General features: G+C 64.3%; 21 protein-coding genes. 10 read left to right on the plus strand and 11 right to left on the minus strand.

Going from position 1 to position 20,950, the window contains the following annotated elements:
• Positions 1-114: 114 nt before the first annotated feature.
• Positions 115-1,590, plus strand: a complete 1,476-nt coding sequence (locus tag ABHM97_RS09010) for an APC family permease (RefSeq protein WP_349470378.1) — start codon at positions 115-117, stop codon at positions 1,588-1,590.
• A gap of 72 nt (positions 1,591-1,662) precedes the next feature.
• On the opposite strand, the gene ABHM97_RS09015 is transcribed toward ABHM97_RS09010, so the two are convergent.
• Together ABHM97_RS09015 and ABHM97_RS09020 are read right to left on the minus strand one after the other, a co-directional pair.
• On the minus strand, positions 1,663-2,463 hold the full coding sequence (locus ABHM97_RS09015) for a MoaF C-terminal domain-containing protein (RefSeq protein WP_235521570.1): 801 nt from the start codon (positions 2,461-2,463) through the stop codon (positions 1,663-1,665).
• Positions 2,464-2,585: 122 nt separating this feature from the next.
• Positions 2,586-3,332 carry an IclR family transcriptional regulator gene (locus ABHM97_RS09020; protein ID WP_235521569.1) on the minus strand — a complete coding sequence of 249 codons (747 nt, stop codon included), beginning with the start codon at positions 3,330-3,332 and terminating at the stop codon, positions 2,586-2,588.
• A gap of 131 nt (positions 3,333-3,463) precedes the next feature.
• Between ABHM97_RS09020 and ABHM97_RS09025 the strand changes: the two genes are divergently transcribed.
• Complete coding sequence (locus tag ABHM97_RS09025; protein WP_235521568.1) at positions 3,464-4,798, plus strand: MFS transporter; 1,335 nt, start codon at positions 3,464-3,466, stop codon at positions 4,796-4,798.
• Positions 4,799-4,889: 91 nt separating this feature from the next.
• Here the strand turns inward: ABHM97_RS09025 and ABHM97_RS09030 are convergent, their stop codons facing one another.
• Positions 4,890-5,558: a phosphoribosyltransferase gene (locus tag ABHM97_RS09030; RefSeq protein ID WP_235521628.1), complete on the minus strand. Its 669-nt coding sequence runs from the start codon at positions 5,556-5,558 to the stop codon at positions 4,890-4,892.
• A gap of 86 nt (positions 5,559-5,644) precedes the next feature.
• On the opposite strand from ABHM97_RS09030, the gene ABHM97_RS09035 reads away from it, so the two are divergent.
• A complete protein-coding gene (locus ABHM97_RS09035; protein WP_235521567.1) occupies positions 5,645-6,058 on the plus strand; it encodes a winged helix DNA-binding protein in 414 nt (137 codons plus the stop codon).
• A gap of 55 nt (positions 6,059-6,113) precedes the next feature.
• Here the strand turns inward: ABHM97_RS09035 and ABHM97_RS09040 are convergent, their stop codons facing one another.
• The 5 genes from ABHM97_RS09040 to ABHM97_RS09060 all read right to left on the minus strand — a co-directional run bounded on the left by ABHM97_RS09040 (position 6,114) and on the right by ABHM97_RS09060 (position 10,901).
• Positions 6,114-6,941, minus strand: a complete 828-nt coding sequence (locus ABHM97_RS09040) for an alpha/beta fold hydrolase (RefSeq protein ID WP_235521566.1) — start codon at positions 6,939-6,941, stop codon at positions 6,114-6,116.
• 4 nt (positions 6,942-6,945) lie between these two features.
• Positions 6,946-7,275 carry a biotin/lipoyl-containing protein gene (locus tag ABHM97_RS09045; protein ID WP_211711587.1) on the minus strand — a complete coding sequence of 110 codons (330 nt, stop codon included), beginning with the start codon at positions 7,273-7,275 and terminating at the stop codon, positions 6,946-6,948.
• Positions 7,268-8,338: an alpha-ketoacid dehydrogenase subunit beta gene (locus ABHM97_RS09050; RefSeq protein WP_235521565.1), complete on the minus strand. Its 1,071-nt coding sequence runs from the start codon at positions 8,336-8,338 to the stop codon at positions 7,268-7,270. The genes ABHM97_RS09045 and ABHM97_RS09050 overlap by 8 nt, the downstream gene beginning before the upstream one ends.
• Positions 8,331-9,377 carry a thiamine pyrophosphate-dependent enzyme gene (locus tag ABHM97_RS09055; RefSeq protein ID WP_235521564.1) on the minus strand — a complete coding sequence of 349 codons (1,047 nt, stop codon included), beginning with the start codon at positions 9,375-9,377 and terminating at the stop codon, positions 8,331-8,333. The genes ABHM97_RS09050 and ABHM97_RS09055 overlap by 8 nt, the downstream gene beginning before the upstream one ends.
• A gap of 141 nt (positions 9,378-9,518) precedes the next feature.
• Positions 9,519-10,901 (minus strand): amino acid permease, encoded by a 1,383-nt coding sequence (locus ABHM97_RS09060; RefSeq protein ID WP_349470379.1) that lies wholly within the window; start codon positions 10,899-10,901, stop codon positions 9,519-9,521.
• A 174-nt stretch (positions 10,902-11,075) separates the two neighbouring features.
• On the opposite strand from ABHM97_RS09060, the gene ABHM97_RS09065 reads away from it, so the two are divergent.
• The 6 genes from ABHM97_RS09065 (at position 11,076) to ABHM97_RS09090 (ending at position 17,486) form a co-directional block, all read left to right on the plus strand.
• A complete protein-coding gene (locus ABHM97_RS09065) occupies positions 11,076-11,549 on the plus strand; it encodes an Lrp/AsnC family transcriptional regulator (RefSeq protein WP_211711590.1) in 474 nt (157 codons plus the stop codon).
• 102 nt (positions 11,550-11,651) lie between these two features.
• Positions 11,652-12,371 carry an NUDIX hydrolase gene (locus ABHM97_RS09070; protein WP_235521627.1) on the plus strand — a complete coding sequence of 240 codons (720 nt, stop codon included), beginning with the start codon at positions 11,652-11,654 and terminating at the stop codon, positions 12,369-12,371.
• A complete protein-coding gene (gene nadA / locus ABHM97_RS09075) occupies positions 12,368-13,675 on the plus strand; it encodes a quinolinate synthase NadA (RefSeq protein WP_349470380.1) in 1,308 nt (435 codons plus the stop codon). Before ABHM97_RS09070 ends, nadA begins: the two co-directional genes overlap by 4 nt.
• 35 nt (positions 13,676-13,710) lie before the next feature.
• Complete coding sequence (nadB, locus tag ABHM97_RS09080) at positions 13,711-15,441, plus strand: L-aspartate oxidase (protein ID WP_349470381.1); 1,731 nt, start codon at positions 13,711-13,713, stop codon at positions 15,439-15,441.
• Positions 15,434-16,312, plus strand: coding sequence for a carboxylating nicotinate-nucleotide diphosphorylase (nadC, locus tag ABHM97_RS09085; RefSeq protein WP_349470382.1), 879 nt, complete (start codon positions 15,434-15,436; stop codon positions 16,310-16,312). The genes nadB and nadC overlap by 8 nt, the downstream gene beginning before the upstream one ends.
• 16 nt (positions 16,313-16,328) lie before the next feature.
• Positions 16,329-17,486 carry a cysteine desulfurase family protein gene (locus ABHM97_RS09090; protein WP_349470383.1) on the plus strand — a complete coding sequence of 386 codons (1,158 nt, stop codon included), beginning with the start codon at positions 16,329-16,331 and terminating at the stop codon, positions 17,484-17,486.
• Between the two features lie 9 nt (positions 17,487-17,495).
• On the opposite strand, the gene ABHM97_RS09095 is transcribed toward ABHM97_RS09090, so the two are convergent.
• The gene (locus tag ABHM97_RS09095; protein WP_349470384.1) at positions 17,496-17,981 is read right to left on the minus strand and encodes a GtrA family protein; all 486 of its coding nucleotides are present in this window, start codon (positions 17,979-17,981) and stop codon (positions 17,496-17,498) included.
• 17 nt (positions 17,982-17,998) lie between these two features.
• On the minus strand, positions 17,999-18,862 hold the full coding sequence (locus tag ABHM97_RS09100) for a fumarylacetoacetate hydrolase family protein (protein WP_349470385.1): 864 nt from the start codon (positions 18,860-18,862) through the stop codon (positions 17,999-18,001).
• 200 nt (positions 18,863-19,062) lie between these two features.
• Between ABHM97_RS09100 and ABHM97_RS09105 the strand changes: the two genes are divergently transcribed.
• Positions 19,063-20,259, plus strand: a complete 1,197-nt coding sequence (locus ABHM97_RS09105) for an SLC13 family permease (protein WP_349470386.1) — start codon at positions 19,063-19,065, stop codon at positions 20,257-20,259.
• Here ABHM97_RS09105 and ABHM97_RS09110 read toward each other — a convergent pair.
• Positions 20,256-20,924, minus strand: a complete 669-nt coding sequence (locus tag ABHM97_RS09110) for a DUF1684 domain-containing protein (protein WP_235521555.1) — start codon at positions 20,922-20,924, stop codon at positions 20,256-20,258. The two genes, ABHM97_RS09105 and ABHM97_RS09110, sit on opposite strands and share 4 nt — an antisense overlap.
• Between the last annotated feature and the right edge of the window lie 26 nt (positions 20,925-20,950).

Here is a 20,950-nt window from a genome sequence, read left to right on the forward strand (position 1 = left end):
CGACAAACACCTTGCCGTGTGAGACAAGTCACGCGGTGGCGTGGCGGTGGAAGATTGCGGAATGACAGACACCGTGCCGCGCTCTCTCCCGCGGCACCGAGGCAGGAGCACACTATGAGCGTGGACAACCCCGTCAAAGGCAGGACCCCCGCAGCCGCCGTCACCAAGAAGCGGCTGGGCGTACCGGCAGTGACCTTTATGATCATCGCGGCCTCCGCGCCGCTTACCGTCCTGGCGGGTGGAGTAACCACCACGTTCGCCGTCACGGGGGTGACCGGCGTCCCGCTGTCCTTCCTGCTCCTCGGCGGAATCCTGGCGTTGTTCGCTGTGGGCTACGCCGCTATGAGCCGCTACGTCACCAACGCCGGCGCGTTCTACGCGTACATAGCGCAAGGCATTTCCAGGCCGGCCGGAGTGGGCGCCTCCCTGGTTGCCCTGATGGCCTACAACCTGATGCAAGTGGGGATCTACGGACTCTTCGGCTTCACGGTTTCATCGCTCCTTTCGGCGCGGTTGGGCATCAGCGTTCCCTGGTGGGTACCCGTGCTGGTGTGCATCGCGATCGTGGGCTGGCTGGGCGTGAACAGGGTGGATTTGTCGGCCAAGGTCCTTGGTGTCCTGGTGGCCCTCGAGTTCCTGGTGGTGATCGTGTACGACGTCATCAGCCTCGCCGTGGCCCCTGAGGGCATCAGCGCAGCGACCTTCAGCCCTGAGAGCCTGTTCGTTCCCGGCATCGGCGCGGTACTGTCCTTCGGCATCGCCGCCTTCATGGGTTTTGAATCGGCAGCTATCTACGGCGAGGAATCCAAGGACCCCCAGCGGACCGTCGCCCGTGCCACCTTTGCCGCCGTGGGCATCATCGCCGTCTTCTACGCGGTATCTGCCTGGGCGATGACCGTAGGAACGGGGCCTTCAGCTGTCATTGAGACCGCGGCAACCTCCGGCCCTGACATGATCTTTGCCTTCCTGGGCGCGAATGGCGGCGTGCTGCTCAGCGACATCGCCCAGGTCCTGTTTGTCACAAGCCTTTTTGCCGCGCTCGTCAGTTTTCACAATGCAGTGGCGCGCTACTTCTTCTCCCTGGGCCGCGAACGGGTCCTTCCGGCCGCGCTGGCCAAGGTTCGCACGCAGAGCGGGGCACCGTTCGCCGGTTCCTTGGCGCAAACGGTGATTGCCGTCGTCGTGACTACTGGGTTTGCCATCGCGGGATCGGGCTCCGAACTGGGCGAACTGTACCCCGTGCTGACCATGTTCACGTGGTTGACCAACAGCGGCGCCATGGGCCTGGTGCTGCTCATGACCGTGGTCTCTGTTGCCGTGATAGGTTTCTTCCGCCGGCAGCAGCATGGGGCAAGCCTGTGGGTCAGGGTTGTCGCCCCGGGCCTGGGTTTCGTTCTCCTGGCTGTGGTCTTTGTGCTGATCGCCACCAACTTCAACGTCCTGCTGGGCCAAACCGAGTCGACACCAGCCACGTTTGTCCTGCCCGCGCTGGTCCTGCTGCCCGGCGTCGTGGGCATCGTCTGGGGCCTGCGCCTCAGGCGCTCGCAACCGGCACTCTACGCCCGGATCGGCCACGGCGCCGAAGACTGACCCTGATCTGCCAAGAAAGCCCCGGCGCGCATTCCGCGCCGGGGCTTTCTTGTGCCGTGGCTGTTCCTGGGGTTAGAGCCCCTTGGCCGGGTCCAGTTCGGGGCTGTGCCGGGTCATGCTGATCAGGCGGCCGTGCGCGCCGAACGTGAAGTGCACGGGGGTGGTTCCTGCCTCATCCCAGCCGAACAGGCTTCCATGGGAGCGGATGGCGTTCGGGTCGCGGTGGTCGGCAATGGTGACCGAGCCGCACGGAATGACCTTTTCCCGCCACGTGAACACAAAAATGCCGGGGCGGATTTCGAAGACGGTGTTGGAATCGGTGTCTGCCAAACCGCGCTCCGGCCCTGCCAGGCATTGCCAGGTGTACCAGGTGGGGCTGAGGTAAATGTGCTCGTAGGCGTGCGATCCGCTGTAGACCCATTCAACGCGGCGGCCGATGAGCCCGGTGCTTTCAGCAATGTCATTGCCGGTTACCTGGTATCCGCCGAGGGTTCCGGGCCGGAAGTCGTGACGGACATCAACACTGGAGGCGGTGGCGGTGCCAAGTGCGGCGCCGATGTAGAGTGCGCGGCCGTGGGAAAGGTCCAGGATGAGGGAAACGGCGAGTTCCGGGTCCCCGGCATCCTGCCATTGGGCGTAATACAGTTCCTCTGCCACGGCGAAGGCCTCGTACGCGGATGTGCTGTTGTGCCCCGCGGCTGACCATTGCACCTCTTTGTCGTCGAAGCTGAACGACATGGATCCGCCGGTGCTGTGCACGGAGAACTGTTGTCCCGCCAGGTCCTGGACGGTGGGGGCTTTGTTGGCGTCGAAGCCGGGTGCCAAACCCTCCAGCGGCAGCCAGTTGGAGGTGTCAAGAAGATTCAGGCTCATGGTTCCTTCTCAGTCTCGGAAGAAGGACGGGACACTGTGTCCGGTCCTTCTTCGAGTATTCGGTCCGGTCCCGGCTGCCGTCTTGTGCTGCCCGGCACGCTGCTTGGCGTGGAAGGAATGGTTCAGGCGAGTTGGCTTTCGATGCGCGCTGCGCTCGCCGCCAGTGCCTGGCCCACGGCGTCCGGATCCTGGTCCAGGCGGATGTAGACGACGGCGATCGCGGCCGGCCGTCCGCCGGGAACCCGGATGGGAGCGGCAATGGAGGACAGTCCGGCGATGACTTCGTCGTGGCTGGTGGCATAGCCCAGGCGGTGCGCCTCCCGGGCTTCTTCCCGGTAGGGGATGCCGGCTCCCACCTGCTGCCACCGTTCCTCGGTCATGGTGGATTGGATGGCGATCCCTGGGGCGCCTGTGCCAACGGGGTGCCGGCTGCCTGGATGCTGGGCGAGTGCCGCACCGGAGTGGCGGGGCTCCACCGTTACGAGGGTGACGCATTCCTGGTGGTCCCAGACCGCGACGAACGCGGTCATGTGCAGTTCGTTGGCCACTTGGGTCAGTTCGGGCAGCGCTGCCGCTTGCAGGTTCCGTGACACGCCCCGGGCCAACACGGCCAATCCCGGCCCGGGCTGGACCCGTCCGGAGTCGTCGCGGACCAGCAGTGAATGGTCCTCGAGGGTCCGCAGGATGCGGTAGGCCACCGAGCGGTGCACTCCCAGGGCCTCGGTCAGTTCCGCGATGCTGAGGGGGCGCTCTGCTGCTGCCAGTATTTCCAGCGCACGGATCCCCCGGGAGAGGGTTTGCGACGGCGGCGCCTGGGTGGACGCGTCGGTGGTGCCCTGGGTGCCGCTGCGGGGATTCATGCGAACCATCCTATGTTGGACCGGCTTCGGCGCGTGCCTGTGCCTTGCGTCACAGCATGTAGTATCCTTTCCTAACTGACCGTTCTGTCGGTTTATGTACGTCACTCGCTGACCGCACCCTCACCCCACATGGAGTTCCAATGACCGCAACTTCCACTGTCGACTCACCGTCAGGCCCCAGCAGCAAGCGCGAAGAGCGCCGGGTGCTTGCCGGGACACTGGTAGGCACCACTATCGAGTGGTACGACTTTTTCATCTTCGCCCAGCTCACGGCCACCTTGCTGGCTCCGTTGTTTCTTTCTCCGTTGGAAAAATCCAACCCGGGTGTAGCCCAGCTCCTGTCCTTCGCCACGATTGGCATCAGCTTCCTGTTCCGTCCGCTCGGGGCGTTCGTTGCCGGGCACTTGGGCGACAGGATGGGACGCAAGGCAGTGCTCGTCATGACGCTGGTCATGATGGGTGCAGCAACCGCCCTGATCGGTGTCCTCCCGACCTACGACACCATCGGGCTCTGGGCGCCGGTACTGCTGATCTTCCTGCGTGTCCTCCAGGGTTTCTCGGCTGGTGGCGAGTGGGGTGGAGCGGCCCTGATGGCCGTGGAGCACGCGCCTATCCAGAAGCGCGGCCTCTTTGGTGCCTACCCCCAGATTGGCGTGCCCATCGGCATGATCCTCGCTACCGGGCTGCTGTTCTTCCTGCAGTCGGGGATGTCCAAGGAGGCTTTCGCGGCCTGGGGCTGGCGCGTGCCGTTCCTGTTGTCGGTGGTCCTGATCGTGGTGGGGTACCTGATCCGCCGCGCCGTTGGCGAGAGCCCCGTGTTCAAGGAGCTTGCCCAGCGCAAGGCAGAAAGCAAAGCACCTCTTGGTGAACTCTTCCGCAGGAACAAGAAGGAAGTGGTCCTCGCCGCGCTGATCTTCATTGCCAACAACGCCGCCGGCTACCTGCTGATTGCGTTCTTCATCTCCTACGCCACCAAGACCTTGAAGATGCCCGCGCCCCAGGTCCTCCTGGCGACAACCATTGCTTCCTTCGGCTGGCTCATCTTCACCATGGTGGGCGGTTGGCTGTCGGACCGGATTGGACGCGTGAAGACCTTCCTCATCGGCTACGGCCTTGTCTTCGCCTGGATGATCCCCATGTTCGTGCTCATCGATTCAAAGGACATCCTGCTCTACGGGACGGCCCTGTTTGTCCTGACCATCGGACTCGGACTCTCCTACGGCCCGATGTCTGCGATGTACGCCGAGATGTTCCCGGCACAGGTCCGTTACTCAGGCATCTCCATCGGTTACGCGCTCGGCGCCATCCTTGGTGGTGCTTTCGCACCGCTGATTGCCCAAGCACTCCTGGATTCCACGAAGTGGTCGGGCTCAGTGGGCCTGTACATCATGGGTCTTTGCATCATCTCCTCGGTAGGCGTCATCCTCGCCAAGGAGACCAAGGGACGGCCCCTGGGTTACAGCGTCCACCACTAGGCTCTTCCGCTATCAGGCGAATCAAAAGGGTGCGGTCCTCTGGGCCGCACCCTTTTGATACGCCTCAGGTCTTGCAGCGTCACGACGGCGGTCAGCGGCGACCGCTGGCACCGGCAGCTTCCAGCTGGCTCACGACGTCGGCGTCGGACAGCTGATCGAATCTCTCGTAGAAGGCGCCGACTGCATGGAACTTACCGGGGGTATGCAGGGCAAACACGAAGTCGCACACCCTGCCCAAAGACGTTGACGCCTCCAGTGATGCCACCGGAACGGCGGCCACCACCGTTTTGGCACCCCCGGCCCGGACGGCTTCCACTGCAGCGCGCATGGTGGCGCCGGTGGCAAGTCCGTCGTCTGCCAGGACCACGGTCTTGTCGCGGAGGTCATGGCTTGTGCCCGGGTACTGCTTGGCGCGTCGAAGGAGCTCAGAGCGCTCGTGGGCTTCCACGGCGTCCAGGGCGGATTGGGAAATGCCGCGGGAAAGAATGAGTTCCTTGAGCGGCTTGTTGACGATCCGGAGGACGTCGCCCCGGGACCATGCCAGGGCGCCGAATGCGGTCTCGTCCCGGCCCGGAATGCCGAGTTTACGGACCAGTACGGCTCCGAAGGGCAGGTAAAGTTCGGCGGCCGCGGCGGCGGCCACGGGAATCCCCCCGCGGGCGAGGCCCAGGACGATGGTGTCAGGGCGTTCCCTGAGCTGGGGGAGACCTTCGGCCAGGCGGCGACCGGCTTCCGCACGGTCCTTGAAACGCATGCCCATCTGCTCCACTTCCACGAAATTCGTTGCATTCCCAAGCCTACCGTCCAGGCCTTGCCGGGCGAGGCCTCCACTGAAAGCATGGCAGTGTGAACAAGCCCATCGGATACTGGATCAAGAGGCTCGACGCCGCGTTGGATGTCCAGTTGGACAGGACGTTGGCGCGGATCAAGCTCAGCAAACGTCAGTGGCATGCCTTGGGAACCCTCTCGGGGGGTGCCATGCTTCCTGACGAACTCGAGGAAGGCCTGCGACCGTTGTGGGGCAGCGATATCCGTTTGCGTGAGCGGGAGCTCGCTGCCTTGGTGGGCCGCGGTTTGATCACCATGGTCGATGACCGGCTGACGCTCAGTGAGCGGGGCCGGGAAACGTACCACGAGGCCCAACGACTCGTCGAAGATGCCCGCCAGGACTTGTCCATGGGCATCGGCATCGACGAGTACGCCATGGCGCTCAGCGTCCTGGAGCGCATGAGCCTCAATGCAGAGCGGCTGGCCCGCTGACCTCAGCCAGCAGCACCAGCCGCCTTCCACCAGCCGCCTGCAAGGGGAGTCGGGCCTACACTCCCAGGAACTCGAGGGCAGCTTCCTTGAAGGCCCGGCTGGTTACTACATTGGTGTGCGTCCGGCCCGGAATCACCAGAGTCTCAACCATGCCACCGTGCTTGCCAGCAATGGAGGCCAGTTCCGGCATCGTCGCAGCACGTTCGTCCTTCTCGCCGGCAACCAGCAGGAGAGGCATGTGCGGGGCCGCCTCGGCCGGATCGAAAGGTTCCCCCTTGATGGCCTCGATGAGTGAGAGCAAGGCGAACAGGTTGTTGCTCGGCAGCATTTGCGCCATCTTCAGCAGTCCGGCCGTCGATTCGTCCGCGATGGGCGTGCCGTCGGCCAGGTGCCGTTGCGCGGCTGCGAGGTCGAATGCGGCCAAAGGATCAGCCGAACTGGGCCCACCCAGGACGATCCGATGGACCAGGTCCGGCTGGGTCGCGCCGAACTCCCACGCCAGGCGGGACCCCAGCGAATAGCCGATGATGTCCAGCCCGGTGGACGGGTCGCCGTCGCGCAGCGGCCGGGCGCCGACGTCGGTGACTATCTGAAGGAGGTCCGCCCGGATACGGCTGGGCGTGTACGAGTCCAGGTCTTCGGGGGAGTGGCTTCGGCCGTGGCCTGGAAGGTCAACGGTGATCGCCCTGCGGCCGGCATCCTGGAGGGCTGCAAGCCATCCGCTGTCTACCCAGTTCAGCTTGCTGGAGGAGGAGAAACCGTGAATCAGCAGCACCGGGCGTAGTCCGGCGTCGGCACTTGGCTCATGGACTTCCACGAACAGTCCCGGGTCTGTGCCCTCCACGGTGTGCCTGCTGTGTTCCACGGTGTGCCTGCCGGTCATGGTGTCAGTCCTCATCGAGTACGGCGCTCAGGCGGACCCGGCGCTTGGGTGCTTCGTCCTTCGGAACAGTGCCCACGATTCCGGCGGTGTCATCCGGAACCTCGAACACGATCAGCGGTTCGCCAACGTTGATGGTCTCACCGGGCGCCCCGTGAATACGCACCACTTTACCTGCCTGCGGGCTGGGCAACTCGAGGGCTGACTTGCTGGTTTCGAGCTCGACGATCGCCTGGTTGCGTTCGACCTGCTGGCCGGGTTCGACCAGCCATTCGAGCACGGTTGCTTCGATGAGGCCTTCACCGAGATCGGGAAGCGGGAAGGAAATTTCAGCCACGGCGGTACTCCAGTACTCGTTGGATCCCAAAGAGGATGCGATCGATGTTGGGGATGTATTCGTCCTCCAGGTCACCGGAGGGATAAGGGACGTCGAAGCCGGTCACACGCTCCACCGGTGCCTTGAGTGTCGCGAAACAGCTCTGGGTAATCAGTTGCGCAACTTCGGCCCCAAGGCCGGAGGTGAGCGGCGCTTCATGGACGACGACGGCGCGCCGCGTCTTGCCCACGGATGTCGCCAGTGCTTCGGCATCGATGGGCTTGAGCCAGCGCAGGTCCAGGACTTCGATGTCGATGCCGTCCTCGGCCGCCAGTTCAGCCACCTGAAGGCAGCGGGAGACCATGGCTCCCCAGGCCACCAGCGTAAGGTGCCGTCCTTCCCTGGCCACGCGGGCGCCGGTGAGGCTTCCGGCGTCGTCCGTTCCGCCGTCGTGCGCGGCTGTGTCCTGGTCGGCGGACCCGACGTCCACCGGTCCCTTCTGCCAGTACCGGGACTTTGGTTCCATGAAGATGACCGGGTCCGGACGGCTGGCAGCGTACTTGAGGAGATGGTAGGCGTCGTGCGGGTTCGACGGCGAAACCACCTTCAGGCCGGGCACATGGGCGAACAGTGCTTCAAGGCTTTCGCCATGGTGCTCGGGGGCGCGGATGCCACCGAAGCTGGGGACGCGCAGCGTGATCGGCATGGGGAGCGTGCCGCGGCTTCGGTAGTTCATCCGGGCGATCTGGCAGACGATCTGGTTGATCGCCGGGTACGCGAAACCGTCAAACTGGACCTCCGGGATGGGGTGGAAGCCGGCCATGGCCAAACCAACGGACATGCCCAGGATGCCCGACTCGGCGAGCGGGGTGTCGAAAACGCGCGCCTCGCCGTGTTTGGCCTGGAGGCCGTCGGTGATGCGGAAAACTCCGCCGAGTTGGCCGCAGTCCTCTCCAAAGATCACCGTCTTGGGGTTCTCGTTAAGGATTTCGTCGAGGGCCCGGTTCAGGGCCTGCTGCATGGAAAGCTGTTGAATGCCGACGGCGGTGGTTGCCGTGGCCTCAGTGATGGTGGTCTCAGGCATGTTCGGACTCCTCGCGCCACGCGGTGGCCTGGGATTGAAGGGCGGGCGTTGGCTCCTGGAAGACCAGGCTGAACATCTCAGCGCCTGGGCGCGGGCCGAGGTCTGCGATCCCGGCCCGGATGGTTTCCTCTTCCTCGGCTGCCTTGCGCTGAGCCTCGGCGAAGAAGGCCTCGTCGGCCACCCCGTCCGCGAGCAGGCGCTGCTTGAAGCGTTCCAGCGGGTCCTCGCCCGCGCCGAGCCGTTCCTCATCGAGCGTGCGGTACCTGCCGGGATCGTCTGCGGTGGAGTGCGGGCCGCGGCGGTAGGTCATGGCTTCGATCACCACGGGGCCGTTGCCGGAGCGGCAATGTGCGAGGGCCGAACGGGTGGCTTCGAAGACTGCCACCACGTCGTTGCCGTCCACTTGGAGTGACGGGATGCCGTATCCGGCGGCGCGGGCGGCGACGGAACCGCCGGCAACCTGCCGTTCGGTCGGGACGGAGATGGCCCAGCCGTTGTTCTGGATGAAGAACACCACCGGGGCCTTCATAACAGCTGCGAAGTTCATGGCTTCATGGACGTCACCCTGGGATGAGGCGCCGTCCCCGAAGTACGTCACGGCAACCCCCGTCTCTTGTGCTCCGGCAAGGGTTTGGCCATGCGCCCATCCGACGGCGTGCAGGACGGAACCCGCAACCACTGCCTGGATGGGTGCGAACCTGGATTCCAGCGGGTTGTACATGCCGCCGTGCCAGGTTGCCTTGTGTGTGGACATGTAGCCCACCATGTCCACGCCCATGGCGCGGGCAACGCCCATTTCGCGGTAGGTGGGGAAAACGAAGTCGCGGGCGCGGTCCACGGCGTATCCGCTGCCCACCTGCGCGGCCTCCTGGCCAAGCTCGGGGGCGTAGCCGGGAATGATGCCCTGGCGCTGCCAGGCGACTGCGGCAGTGTCGAGGTGGCGGACGGCAGCCATCAGGGTGTACAGCTCACGGAGTTGATGGTGGGTGAGCGGGGCCGCATCATCATCGAGTGCGGCCAGCACAGGTTTGAGAGTCATGGCTGTGACCCTAGTCACCGCGCTCGACTGTGCGCAATCAGCTCACTTCAAACGGAACATTTTGTACAATTTGGGCACACGCAAAAGCCCTGCACAGTACAAACTGTGCAGGGCCTCTGGATGCTTGCTAGCAGGGGGCTTTTAGGCGCCCGCTGCGGCCTTGGCGGCTTTTGCCCTCGCGTTGAGGAAGCAGCCGGCAGCAATGGCCAGGATCAGCAGGAAGGTGCCCACCAGTTGGCCAGCGCTTTCGGGGTTGGCGAAGCCCACCACAAGGATGAGGCCCAGCAGGACCAGGCCAATGATGGTGAGGTAGGGGAAGCCTTTCATCCGAAGCGGCAATTCGGTTCCCTCCCGGTCCGCCCTGCGGCGCAGGATGAACTGGGACACCAGTGCGGTGCCCCAGACCACCAGGCAGGTGGAGCCGACCAGGTTCAGGAGCGCCGGCAGGATCTTGTCCGGGAACAGCAGTTCCAGGATGGTTGCGATGAAGCCGAAGGCAACTGAAACGCCGACGGCGGCTACCGGAACCTTCGAAGCGCTCAGGCGGGACAGGAGCCGGGGAGCTTCCCCGCGCTCGGAGAGGGAGAAGATCATCCGCGAGGCACCGTAGAGGTTGGCGTTCAGTGCCGAAAGCAACGCGACAACAGCTACCAGGGTGATTGCTGCGCCTGCGCCGGGAATCCCTGCGAGGTCCAGGACTCCGGCGAACGGGGACTTCAGTCCTTCTGAACCCACGGGGAGGACGGCTGCGATGACGAAGACCGAACCGATGTAGAAGACAAGGATGCGCCATACGACAGTGCGGATCGCCTTGCCGACGCTGTGGGCGGGGTTTTCGGTTTCCGCGGCGGCAACGCTGACAATCTCGGTTCCACCGAAGGCGAAGATCACTACGAACAGTGCGGCGGCAATGCCACCAATACCGTGGGGAGCGAAATCCCCGAACGCGGAGAGGCCCGGTGAGGGTACGTTCGGCAGCCAGCCAAACAGCAGCGCTGCGCCGATGAGCAGGAAGATGACAATTGCGGCGACTTTGAGGATGGCGAACCAGAATTCGAACTCGCCGAAGTTGCGGACGCCTACGAGGTTGATCCCGGTGAAGGCCACCATGAAGACCAGTGCCAGTATCCATACCGGGATGACTGGCCAGACGGAGGACAGCAACCCTGCCGCCCCGAGGGCTTCCGCGGCGATGACCACCACGAGCTGGAGCCACCAGAGCCAGCCGATGGTGCCGCCGGCCGTTTTGCCGAGGGCCTTTTCGGCGTAGACCGAGAATGCCCCGCTGTTGGGGTTCGCGGCTGCCATCTCACCCAGCGCCCACATGACGAGGATGATGAGCGTTCCGGCAACGAGGTAGGAAATCAGGACAGCCGGCCCGGCGGCCTGAACTCCCGCCCCTGACCCAAGGAAGAGGCCGGCGCCGATGGCGCTGCCCAGTCCCATCATGGTCAGCTGGCGCGGTTTGAGTGAGTGGCCGAGGCCGCCCGTTGATGCAGGAGCCGCGATGGACTTCGTTGTCATACGTGTCTACCTTCTATGGATTTCATGCTGGTTTGGCGTGCCGGCTTCATAGGCTTGGCACGCGGGCGTCGACGACGCGGCAAGAGCCGTGGAATAATTCTCGCAGTTTGTAAGATACATCACTTTTTGCCGTGGCGATGTGATGGGTATGAAACCCAGGGGACAGGAACTTTGATGCTGGTCGATGCGCTTGATGCAAAAATTGTACGTTTCTTCACCGATTCGCCGCGATCTTCGGTGCTGGAGGCGTCGCGGGTGCTGAAGGTCGCGAGGGCTACGGTGCAGTCCCGGATCGACCGGATGATCGAAAACGGGGTCATAGGCTCTTGGGTGCCGCAGCCGGATCCGGCAAACTTCGGGTTCCCTGTAGTGGCCTTCTGTTCGGTGACCATCACGCAGGAAATCGGCCATGATGCGATCATCGAAAGCCTGGGCGCGATTCCGGAGATCATCGAGGTCCACACGGTCACGGGGAACTCGGACCTTATGGTCCGCATAGCCGCGAGGTCCAATCCCGACATGCAGAGGGTGCTCGATGCCATGATCGCCACGAAGTCGGTGGTCCGCTGTTCCTCGGTCATTGTGCTGAACAGCCACATTCAGGGGCGGACCCTTCCCCTGATGGAGGCGGCGGCCAAGTCAGTGTGACGCAAAGCATTTTGCGGGACTGCGGATTGAGTCGTACCATTAGTTCTAGTCAACATGACTTTAACTAAGATCCGATCAGGATTGCAGCGGCGACGAAGCGAGGTGAACGCCGTGAACACCAGCTCAGCCAATGTCGCCGAACGGCGGCTCGCGCCGCCGTCGTTGGCCATCTCAACGGTGATTTTCGCCCTCCGCCCCAGCGAGACGTCCGGCCGCCCGACGCTGTGGCTGCCGCTCGTCCGCCGGATCCGTGAACCGTACCGGGACATGTGGGCATTGCCCGGCGGCCCTCTGGCGCATGATGAGTCCCTGCAGGATGCAGCCTCCCGGAACCTGCGGGACACCACGGGACTAACCCCGCATTACCTTGAGCAGCTCTACGCCTTTGGCGGACTCCATCGATCACCGACCCAGCGCGTCGTGTCCATCGTTTACTGGGCCTTGGTGCAACCCACCGAGGCCGCACTGGCGGACGAGTCGGAGAATGTCCGGTGGTTCCGTGCCGACAAACTCGGCGAGCTGGCATTCGACCACAACGCCATCGTGGACTACGCGCTGTGGCGGCTTCGGAACAAGATGGCCTACGGGCCCATTGCCTACCACCTGCTGGGAGAGTTCTTCACCCTCGCCCAGGTCCGGGAAGTCTACGAAGCCGTGCTGGACCGCCAGCTGGATCCCGCCAACTTCCGCCGACACATCAAAGCCACACCGGAGATCGAAGAAACCGGTGAATACCTGCAAGGCGGAAAACACCGTCCGCCACGCCTCTACCGCTTCACCGGCACGCCCGGCCTCGGGCCAGATAACAGGAGTACACCATGAGCAGCGTCAACACTGCCGTCCAACTGATCACTCGCGAAGAAGCCGAGGAAGGCCTCTCCCGCGCAGGGTCCACGTGCAGCCCGGCATTAGCCAGGGGCCCATGGGAATACGACCTTGCCGAGGCACTCGCAGGCGAGCCGGCCTACGGCCCGGGTGCCTCCAGCAATGATGTCGCGCCCAAGGCCACGCCACGCCAGGGCCAGCTGCCGGAAGAGTACAAGAAAGCCTCCGACGCCGAACTTGACGCCCGCATCCGGGCCGCCAAGGCCACGCTCGGGGATCGGGCGGTCATCCTTGGCCACTTCTACCAGCGCGATGAAGTCATCCAGTACGCGGACTTTGTGGGCGACTCCTTCCAACTGGCCAACGCCGCGCTGACCAAGCCCGACGCCGAAGCCATCATCTTCTGCGGCGTCCACTTCATGGCCGAGACTGCGGACATCCTCTCCACACCCGAGCAGGCCGTCATCCTGCCCAACCTCGCCGCCGGCTGCTCCATGGCAGACATGGCAGATGAGGACTCCGTGGAGGAATGCTGGGAGCAGCTGGAGGAAATCTTTGGCACAGAGCCGGATGCCGACGGCCGGGTGCCGGTCATCCCCGTCACCTACATGAATTCCTCTGCCGCGCTCAAGGCCTTCTGTGGCCGGAACGGCGGCATTGTCTGCACGTCCTCCAACGCCAAAGTGGTCCTGGAATGGGCTTTCGAACGCGGACAGCGCGTCCTCTTCTTCCCTGACCAGCACCTCGGGCGCAACACGGCCAAAGCCCTTGGCGTCCCGTTGGAGCAGATGCCCATGTGGAACCCGCGCAAGGAACTCGGCGGCAACGACGAGCAGGCGCTGCTTGATTCCCGGGTGATCCTCTGGCACGGATTCTGCTCGGTGCACAAGCGCTTCAACGTAGGCCAGATCGAGAAAGCCCGCAAGGACTTCCCGGGCGTCAACGTGATTGTGCACCCCGAATGCCCCATGGAAGTGGTGGACGCTGCTGACTCTGCCGGGTCCACGGACTTCATCAAGAAGGCCATAGCCGCCGCCACCGAACCCACCACGTTCGCCATCGGCACCGAAATCAACATGGTCAACAGGCTTGCCGCGGAAAACCCGCAGCACACCATCTTCTGCCTCGACCCCGTCATTTGCCCGTGTTCCACCATGTACCGCATCCACCCCGGCTACCTCGCCTGGGTGCTGGAGGAACTCGTCGAAGGACGCATCGTCAACCGCATCACTGTGGACGACGCCGTACAGGACAACGCAAAGGTTGCCCTGGAACGCATGCTGGCCGCCAAGCCTGCCTAGCACCAGGCATTACCCCTAGCTGAAGAGAGCCTCGCATGACCACAGAGAGCGTTGCTGGAGGGCCACGGCCCAAGCGGCTGATCGTCGTCGGAAGCGGTATCGCGGGACTGTACTCCGCGTTGCTGGCCGCGGAAGCGGGCGCTGAGGTGGTGTTGCTGACCAAGGGGGCCCTTGCGGACAGCAACACCTATTACGCCCAAGGTGGCATCTCAGCGGTCCTGGACGAGCCGGCGCCCGGGGATACGGTCGCCGCCCACATCGCTGACACCCTCAAAGCGGGCGCCGGGCACTGCAACGAAGAAGCCGTGCGGGTGCTATGCACCGAGGCAAGGCTGGACATCGCCGGGGTGGAACGGTTCGGGGTCCGCTTCGACGTTGACGACGACGGCGACCCCGCCCTGGGCCTGGAAGCCGCCCACTCAGCGCCACGCATCCTTCACGCAGGCGGCGACGCCACCGGGGCCGGGGTTGCCGCCGCACTGATCCGGACTGTCCTGGACTTCCAGGCCGCCGGCAGGATCCGGGTGATCAGCCATGCGTTTGTCACGTCCCTGACCCAGGGCGTCGGCTTCGCTGGCGAGGTTCGCATCTCGGGTGCCGATTATATCCAGGACGGACGCCACCACAGCATCCAGGGCGACGCCGTACTGCTCGCCACAGGAGGCGCTGGGCAGCTGTTCGCGCAGACCACCAATCCTTCCGTGGCCACGGCTGACGGACTGGCGCTGGCGTGGCGCGTCGGCGCTGCTGTGTCCGATCTGGAGTTCTTCCAATTCCACCCCACGTGCATGGTCCGTGTCGGCATCGGCTGGGACTCATCGGGCAGCCAGAGCAGCACCGCCCCTTTGCTGATCTCCGAAGCAGTCCGCGGTGAAGGGGCCACCCTGGTGGACGCCACTGGCCACCGCTTCATGCCCGACTACCATCCGGATGCCGAACTCGCCCCCAGGGACGTGGTCTCACGCAGCATCGCCCTGCACCTGGCAAAACTCAACGACCCCAACGGCCACGTCTTCCTGGACGCCACCGTGGTCGAAGAGGCACGAGGGCAGGGATTTCTGGAAAAGCGATTCCCGACCCTCAGCAAACACACCCGGCAAGCCGGTATCGACTGGACCCGGGAACCCGTTCCCGTAGCGCCAGCCGCGCACTACTGGATGGGTGGGGTGGTGACCGACCTGCACGGCCGGAGCTCTGTTCCCGGTTTGCTGGCTGCCGGTGAAGTTGCTTGTACCGGTGTGCAGGGTGCCAACCGCTTGGCCAGTAATTCGTTGCTTGAAGGCCTGGTCTTCGGGCGGCGGGCTGTGAGTGCGTTCATTGGGTCGGCTGACGCGGTCCCTCTGCGTGCTAACTCGGCCGCTGGCGGCCTCGCTTTTACGCACGCTGCCGGGACCCCGTCAGCCGACGACGGCACGTCACCCGGACAAGCTTCGCGCTCCGCGTTCTCCAGGAGTGCGCTCCAGAAACTCATGACTGCCAAGGCCGGGGTCCTGCGTAACGGGGTTTTGTTGGCTGAGGCTGCCGAGGCTCTGGGTGAGTGGGAGAGTGGAGTGCTTCCACTGACTGTTCCTGACTCCCTTGAGGTGCGGGAGCATGAGGATGCGAACCTGCTGCTCGCCGGGCAGTTGCTGGTGCAGGCTGCCCGGGAGCGGCGTGGGTCCCTGGGGGCGCACTACCGCAGCGACAGCGTGACCGAACCGGCCGCCGTCGTACATTTTGACCAGACTTACACCATGAGTCGGAAAGCGAGCCTCGTCCATGACTAACCTGACCCTCCCCGCAGCCCCAGTCCGGGAAATTCTTGAACGGGCGTTCGCGGAGGACGCGCCGAGCGGCGACATCACCTCCCAGCTGCTGATTCCCGCCGAGGCCAGGGCCACGGCGGTGCTGAACGCGCGCGTGCCTGGCGTGTTCAGCGGTGGCACGGTATTCCTCGACGCCATGAAGCTGGTGGACCCGGACACCGACGTTGAGCTGCTGCTCGCCGACGGTGAAGCGTTCGACGCCGGCGCGCACCTTGCGCGGGTCAGCGGCAGCGCCCGCTCCGTGCTGCTGGCTGAACGCGTAGGGCTCAACCTGGTGCAGCGAATGAGCGCGATAGCCACCAAGACGGCCGAGTTCGTCAGGCTGGTTGAAGGAACCCGCGCCCGTATTACGGATACGCGGAAAACCACCCCTGGACTTCGGGTGCTCGAACGCTACGCCGTGCGTTGTGGCGGGGGAGCGAACCACCGGTACAGCCTCTCCGATGCTGTCCTGGCCAAGGACAACCACCTGGCCGTCATGACAGGCGGTGACACCACCAAACTCACCGAGTTGTTGGCAGCGGCCAAGGCCCAGCTGGGCCACACCACGCACTTCGAAGTCGAAGTGGACAGCGCCGAACAGATCGAACCGGTACTGGCGGCCGGCGTTGACACCATCATGCTGGATAACTTCTCCGTTGAAGAACTCCGCGCCGGTGTCAAGCAGGTGGACGGCCGTGCCATCGTCGAAGCCAGCGGCAACGTGAACATCAACACCGTCACCGGGATCGCAGCGGCCGGCGTGGATGTCATTTCCGTCGGCGCACTGACCCACAGCGTGAACGCTTTGGACCTGGGCCTCGACATCGAACTCACCACATCGCAACCCTAGGAACAACGTCATTCCCATGATCTTCCTCGATGCCGCAGCCACCACTCCGATCCGTCGCGAAGCCCTGGATGCCATGTGGCCGTACCTGAGCGGCGAGTTCGGCAACCCCTCCAGCCATCACAGCCTGGGCGAGGCCGCTGCCACTGCGCTCGCAGAGGCGCGCACCGGCGTCGCGAAGGTATTGAACTGCCGCGCCGGCGAGGTGACGTTCACCTCGGGAGGAACAGAAGCGGACAACCTGGCAGTCAAGGGCATTGCCTTGGCCAGGCGGGCGACGGATCCGTCGCTGAGCCGTGTGGTCATCAGCGCAATTGAACACCCGGCTGTTGAAGAATCGGCCCGCTACCTCCAGCGAGTGCACGGTTTCGACGTCGATGTTGTCCCGGTCGATGGCCAGGGAATGGTCACTGTGGCGGCGCTGCGGGCAGTGCTGCGTCCGGACACTGCCCTGGTGAGCATCATGTACGCGAACAACGAGATCGGAACCGTCCAACCGGTCGCCGAACTTGCCGCCGTGGCCAGGGAGTACAACGTGCCGTTCCATACGGACGCCGTGCAGGCTGCAGGGTGGCTCCCCGTGGACGTCAAGGCCCTCGGCGTGGACGCGATGAGTATCTCAGGGCACAAGCTGGGAGCACCCAAGGGATCCGGCGTGCTGTTCACCAGGGGTCGCTTGCGGGTTGAGCCCCTGGTCCATGGCGGAGGCCAGGAACGGGGCAGGCGTTCGGGCACCGAAAACGTGGCCGGGGCCGTTGCCCTGTCCTCAGCACTGAGGCTCTCGCACGCCGATCAACAGGAACAGGCAGCCAGGGTGTCGGTGCTGCGCGACGGGTTCATCAACCGGGTACTTCAGGCCGTGCCCGACTCCATGCTCACAGGCCACCGAAGCCTGCGGTTGCCCTCGGTTGCGTCGTTCTGCTTCCCGGGAACCAGCGGCGAATCGGTGCTGCTCGAGCTTGAGCGGCTGGGTGTGGTGTGCTCCAGTGGCTCGGCGTGCGCGGCCGGTTCCGATGCGCCGTCGCCCGTTCTGCTGGCCCTCGGCATTGCCCCCGAAACTGCGCAAACCGCCGTGCGCTTCAGCTTCACGTCAGCTGTTACGGACGCCGAACTGGAGCAGGCCGCCGCAGCCGTGGAAACCGCCGTCGCCCGTGTCCGTAAGTTGGCCCCTCAGTAGCCGGCCCGGCTACACATGGCGGGCGCGCCGAAAAATCCAGTGCCGCAGCAGGGTGAAACGAACTGCTGTGGCCACGAACCCGGACAATGTGGTGGTCCAGAGCTCCTCGGTTACCGTGGCTCCGGGCTTGAACAGATGCAGAAGCCCCAAGCTGCCGCCCGTGATGACCAGCGCAATGCCGATGACGATGGCGCCGCTGAGGTGGTCTTTGGCCCGTTTCTTCTTGCCTGTGATCTTGAAGGTGAGGCGCCGGTTCAACGCAGTGTTCATCAAGGACGTCACGATCAGGGCAACAGCGTTGGCCAGTTGTGGGTCAATCACGGGACGCAGCAACGCATAAAGGGCCAACGAACTGGCTGTGCACACGATACCGACGCCCGTGAACCGCAGCAGTTGGCGCACCACCGGGTACTTCAGGACGCCGCGATGCCGCTTTCTGGGCGGCTTGCGTGGGGGAGAGGAGCGAAGCTCAGTGGCTTCCGCGGCGATCTCCATGGATTAAGCCTGACACACTAAGCCGGGTGCTCCTCCCAGGATGCGCCGGTGACGGGGTTGTGCAGTTCGCCGATGCCTTCCACCCGGCACACCACCGTGTCCCCGGGATGGATGCGCGCGGACTCTGCCGGGAATCCCGTGAGCACAAGGTCGCCGGGTTGCAGGGTCATGAACGAGGTCAGGTAAACCAGGATCTCATCCACTTTCCAGCCGAGGTCCGCCGAACTGGCGGTCTTCAGCTCGGTGCCGTTGTGGACAATGCCAATGGAGAGGGCTGAGTCGTCCAGCTCCGTGACGATCCAGGGGCCCGCCGGGGTGAAGGTGTCCTGGCTCTTGGCGCTGATCCACAGTTCGTCAGATTTCTGGAGCTCGCGGGCAGAGACATCATTGCCTATGGTGTAGCCCAGGATTGCCGATCTCGCCGTTTCGAGGGCCAGGCCCCGCGCCTTACGGCCCACGACGACGGTCAACTCGGCTTCGGGGTCCACGTGGCCCACCGTCGAGCCCAGCTGGATCGCCTCGCCCGGGCCGATCACGCTGGACGCCGCTTTGTGGAATGCCTGGGGCGGCAGGTCGCGGCCTGGTTGGCCGGTGTTGTGGGCCATCCCGAAGACATTGACCGGTACGGATGGCGCCAGGAAATGGAAGCTGTCTTCACTGACCTCGGTGCCCGGCTCCCACCCTTCGCGGCTGGAGCTGGACGCATTGGCCCGCGATGCAGGGAAGGGTGAATCGATGATCGTCCACGTCCTGCCCTCGGCGGAGTCAAAGTCAGCAGCATCGTTGGCCACGAAGAATTGTTCGTCCGGAGCCTGGCCCGTGAAGGACTCTGCGGCAACAGGGCGGACACGGGCGATACGACGGGGAAGGCGTGATGTCATGAAGACATCCTACGTCCTCTGTGAAGGTCTACTGCGTTGTGAGGCCCGGTTGACGCCCCATATCCCATCCGATCCGCGAAGAGCGGGCCTCGCAACGCATCGGCAAGTGGCTCAGGCCCGTCGGGGTTAACTGGCCCGCAGGCGGCTGTGGGGCCGTGCCGCGCAGAAAGAACACAGAACGCGGGCTTAGAATCCGTTCCATGCGTCTGGCGATAATTGGTTTGATCCTCCTTGTGGCGGGCGGGGTCACCGTTGCCACCGGTATCCTGCCCTGGCACGAAGTGACCGTTCTGGTCGAGAGGGTAGCCCCGATCCTGGCCTTCGTCGTCGCCATGACGGTGGTGACCGAGCTCGTCAGCGAAGGCGGTGCCTTCCAGTGGATCGCCCGGCATTTGCGCGGGTGGGGACGTGGCCGCGCCGTCCTGCTGTGGTTGCTGCTGGCCCTGTTCGCCACGCTCAGCACAGTCTTCCTTTCCCTGGACACCACGGCCGTGCTCCTCACTCCGGTGGTTGTCACTGTGGCACGCCAGGCGGGCCTGCCTGTCCTGCCCTTCGCCCTGACAACGGTCTGGCTGGCGAACACGGCCAGCCTCCTGCTTCCCATCTCCAACCTGACCAATCTCCTGGCGCAGCACAATCTGGGCGGAATCAGCCCGGCACAGTTCGCCCAGCTGATGTGGGCGCCATCATTGACCGCGGTTGTGGTCCCACTGGCTTTCATAGCAGTTGTCTTCAGACGCGATCTGCGCAGGACCTATGCGCGGGATTCCACACGGCCGGCAGTCCCGGCCCAGTCCAAGGCGTCGCAGGACAAGACCCTGCTGCTGGTCAGCGCGATTGTGCTGGCACTTCTCTTGCCGGCGCTGGTTTCCGGCGTGGCTATCTGGATTCCCGCAACTGCAGCGGCCGCGATCCTGGTAGTGGCGTTCGCCGTCCGGCGACCCAAGGTGCTGACGATAACCCTGATCCCGTGGTCGTTGCTGCTGTTTACCTGCGGGCTGTTCCTGGTGGTGGAAGCCGCCCAGTACATTGGCGCATCAGCGCTGCTGGGGCAAGCAGCGGGCGAAGGCAATGGCTTCATTGAACTGTTGCGGTTGGCCATGACAGGTGCCCTGGGTTCCAACGTCGTCAATAACCTGCCCGCCTACCTGCTGGCCGAGCCCCTGGCTGGAACCCCGGAAAGGATGGCCGCGTTGCTGGTGGGCGTCAACGCCGGACCGCTGGTGGCACCGTGGGCGTCGTTGGCCACCCTCCTGTGGCACGATCGGCTGGTCCGCATGAACGTCCTGGTCAAATGGAAAGGGTATGCACTGCTCGGCCTGATCGTGGCCCCATTAACCATCGTCGCCGCGGTGGCTGCTCTCGCCGGGGTAAGCCCGGGCGGGCTTTTTGGCTAGCCCAGATACAGTTCGCCTACCGGAATGTCCGCGGCCAGCCGATTGGCCGGTCCTGCCAGCGGGCAAGCCCAGGCTTCGTTGTAGGCGCACGACGGGTTATAGGCGAAGTTGAAGTCGAGAATAAACTCCTGCTCCCCTCCAGAGCCCCTCGTTCCGTGGAAGGATCCCTTGACCGTATCCAACAGGTACCTGCCTGCACCGTAACTTCCGCCTGGTTTTCCGGCGGTGGCGTCACGGAAGGGAACGAATATTCCTCCGCCGTAGCTCCTCAGCCGCCATACGGCCAGGGAACCGAGCCCGGGAAGTTCGAAGGTGCCGATCCTGGTGAAGGGCACCACGCCGTCCGTGCCCGTTTCGACGTTCATCTCCTGGCCGGTACCTTCAGGCGAGAGCGCAGCGTACATCCGGAAGGAGGGGTCGTAGTCGGCGGTGCGCAATCCGGAAAAGCGCGCCTTCATGTCCGCAGTGAGCGCCGATGCCGGGTGAGTGGCGAACATCAGATCCCGTTCCTGGCGCCAGAACACATGGGCGTCGAACGGGTTGGTGGCTGCGAGTTGCCGTACCTTGTCGTAGAGGGCGAAGGTCCGCAACCGCCAGTCGGCAATATCGACCGCCGACATGGTGGGCAGGGTGTCCTCAAATTCGTCGTACTGGTCAGGAGACATACCATCAGCCTAGCCCTGTGCGTGTC

This window comes from Paenarthrobacter sp. CAP02 (genome assembly GCF_040137855.1).
Lineage (GTDB): Bacteria > Actinomycetota > Actinomycetes > Actinomycetales > Micrococcaceae > Arthrobacter.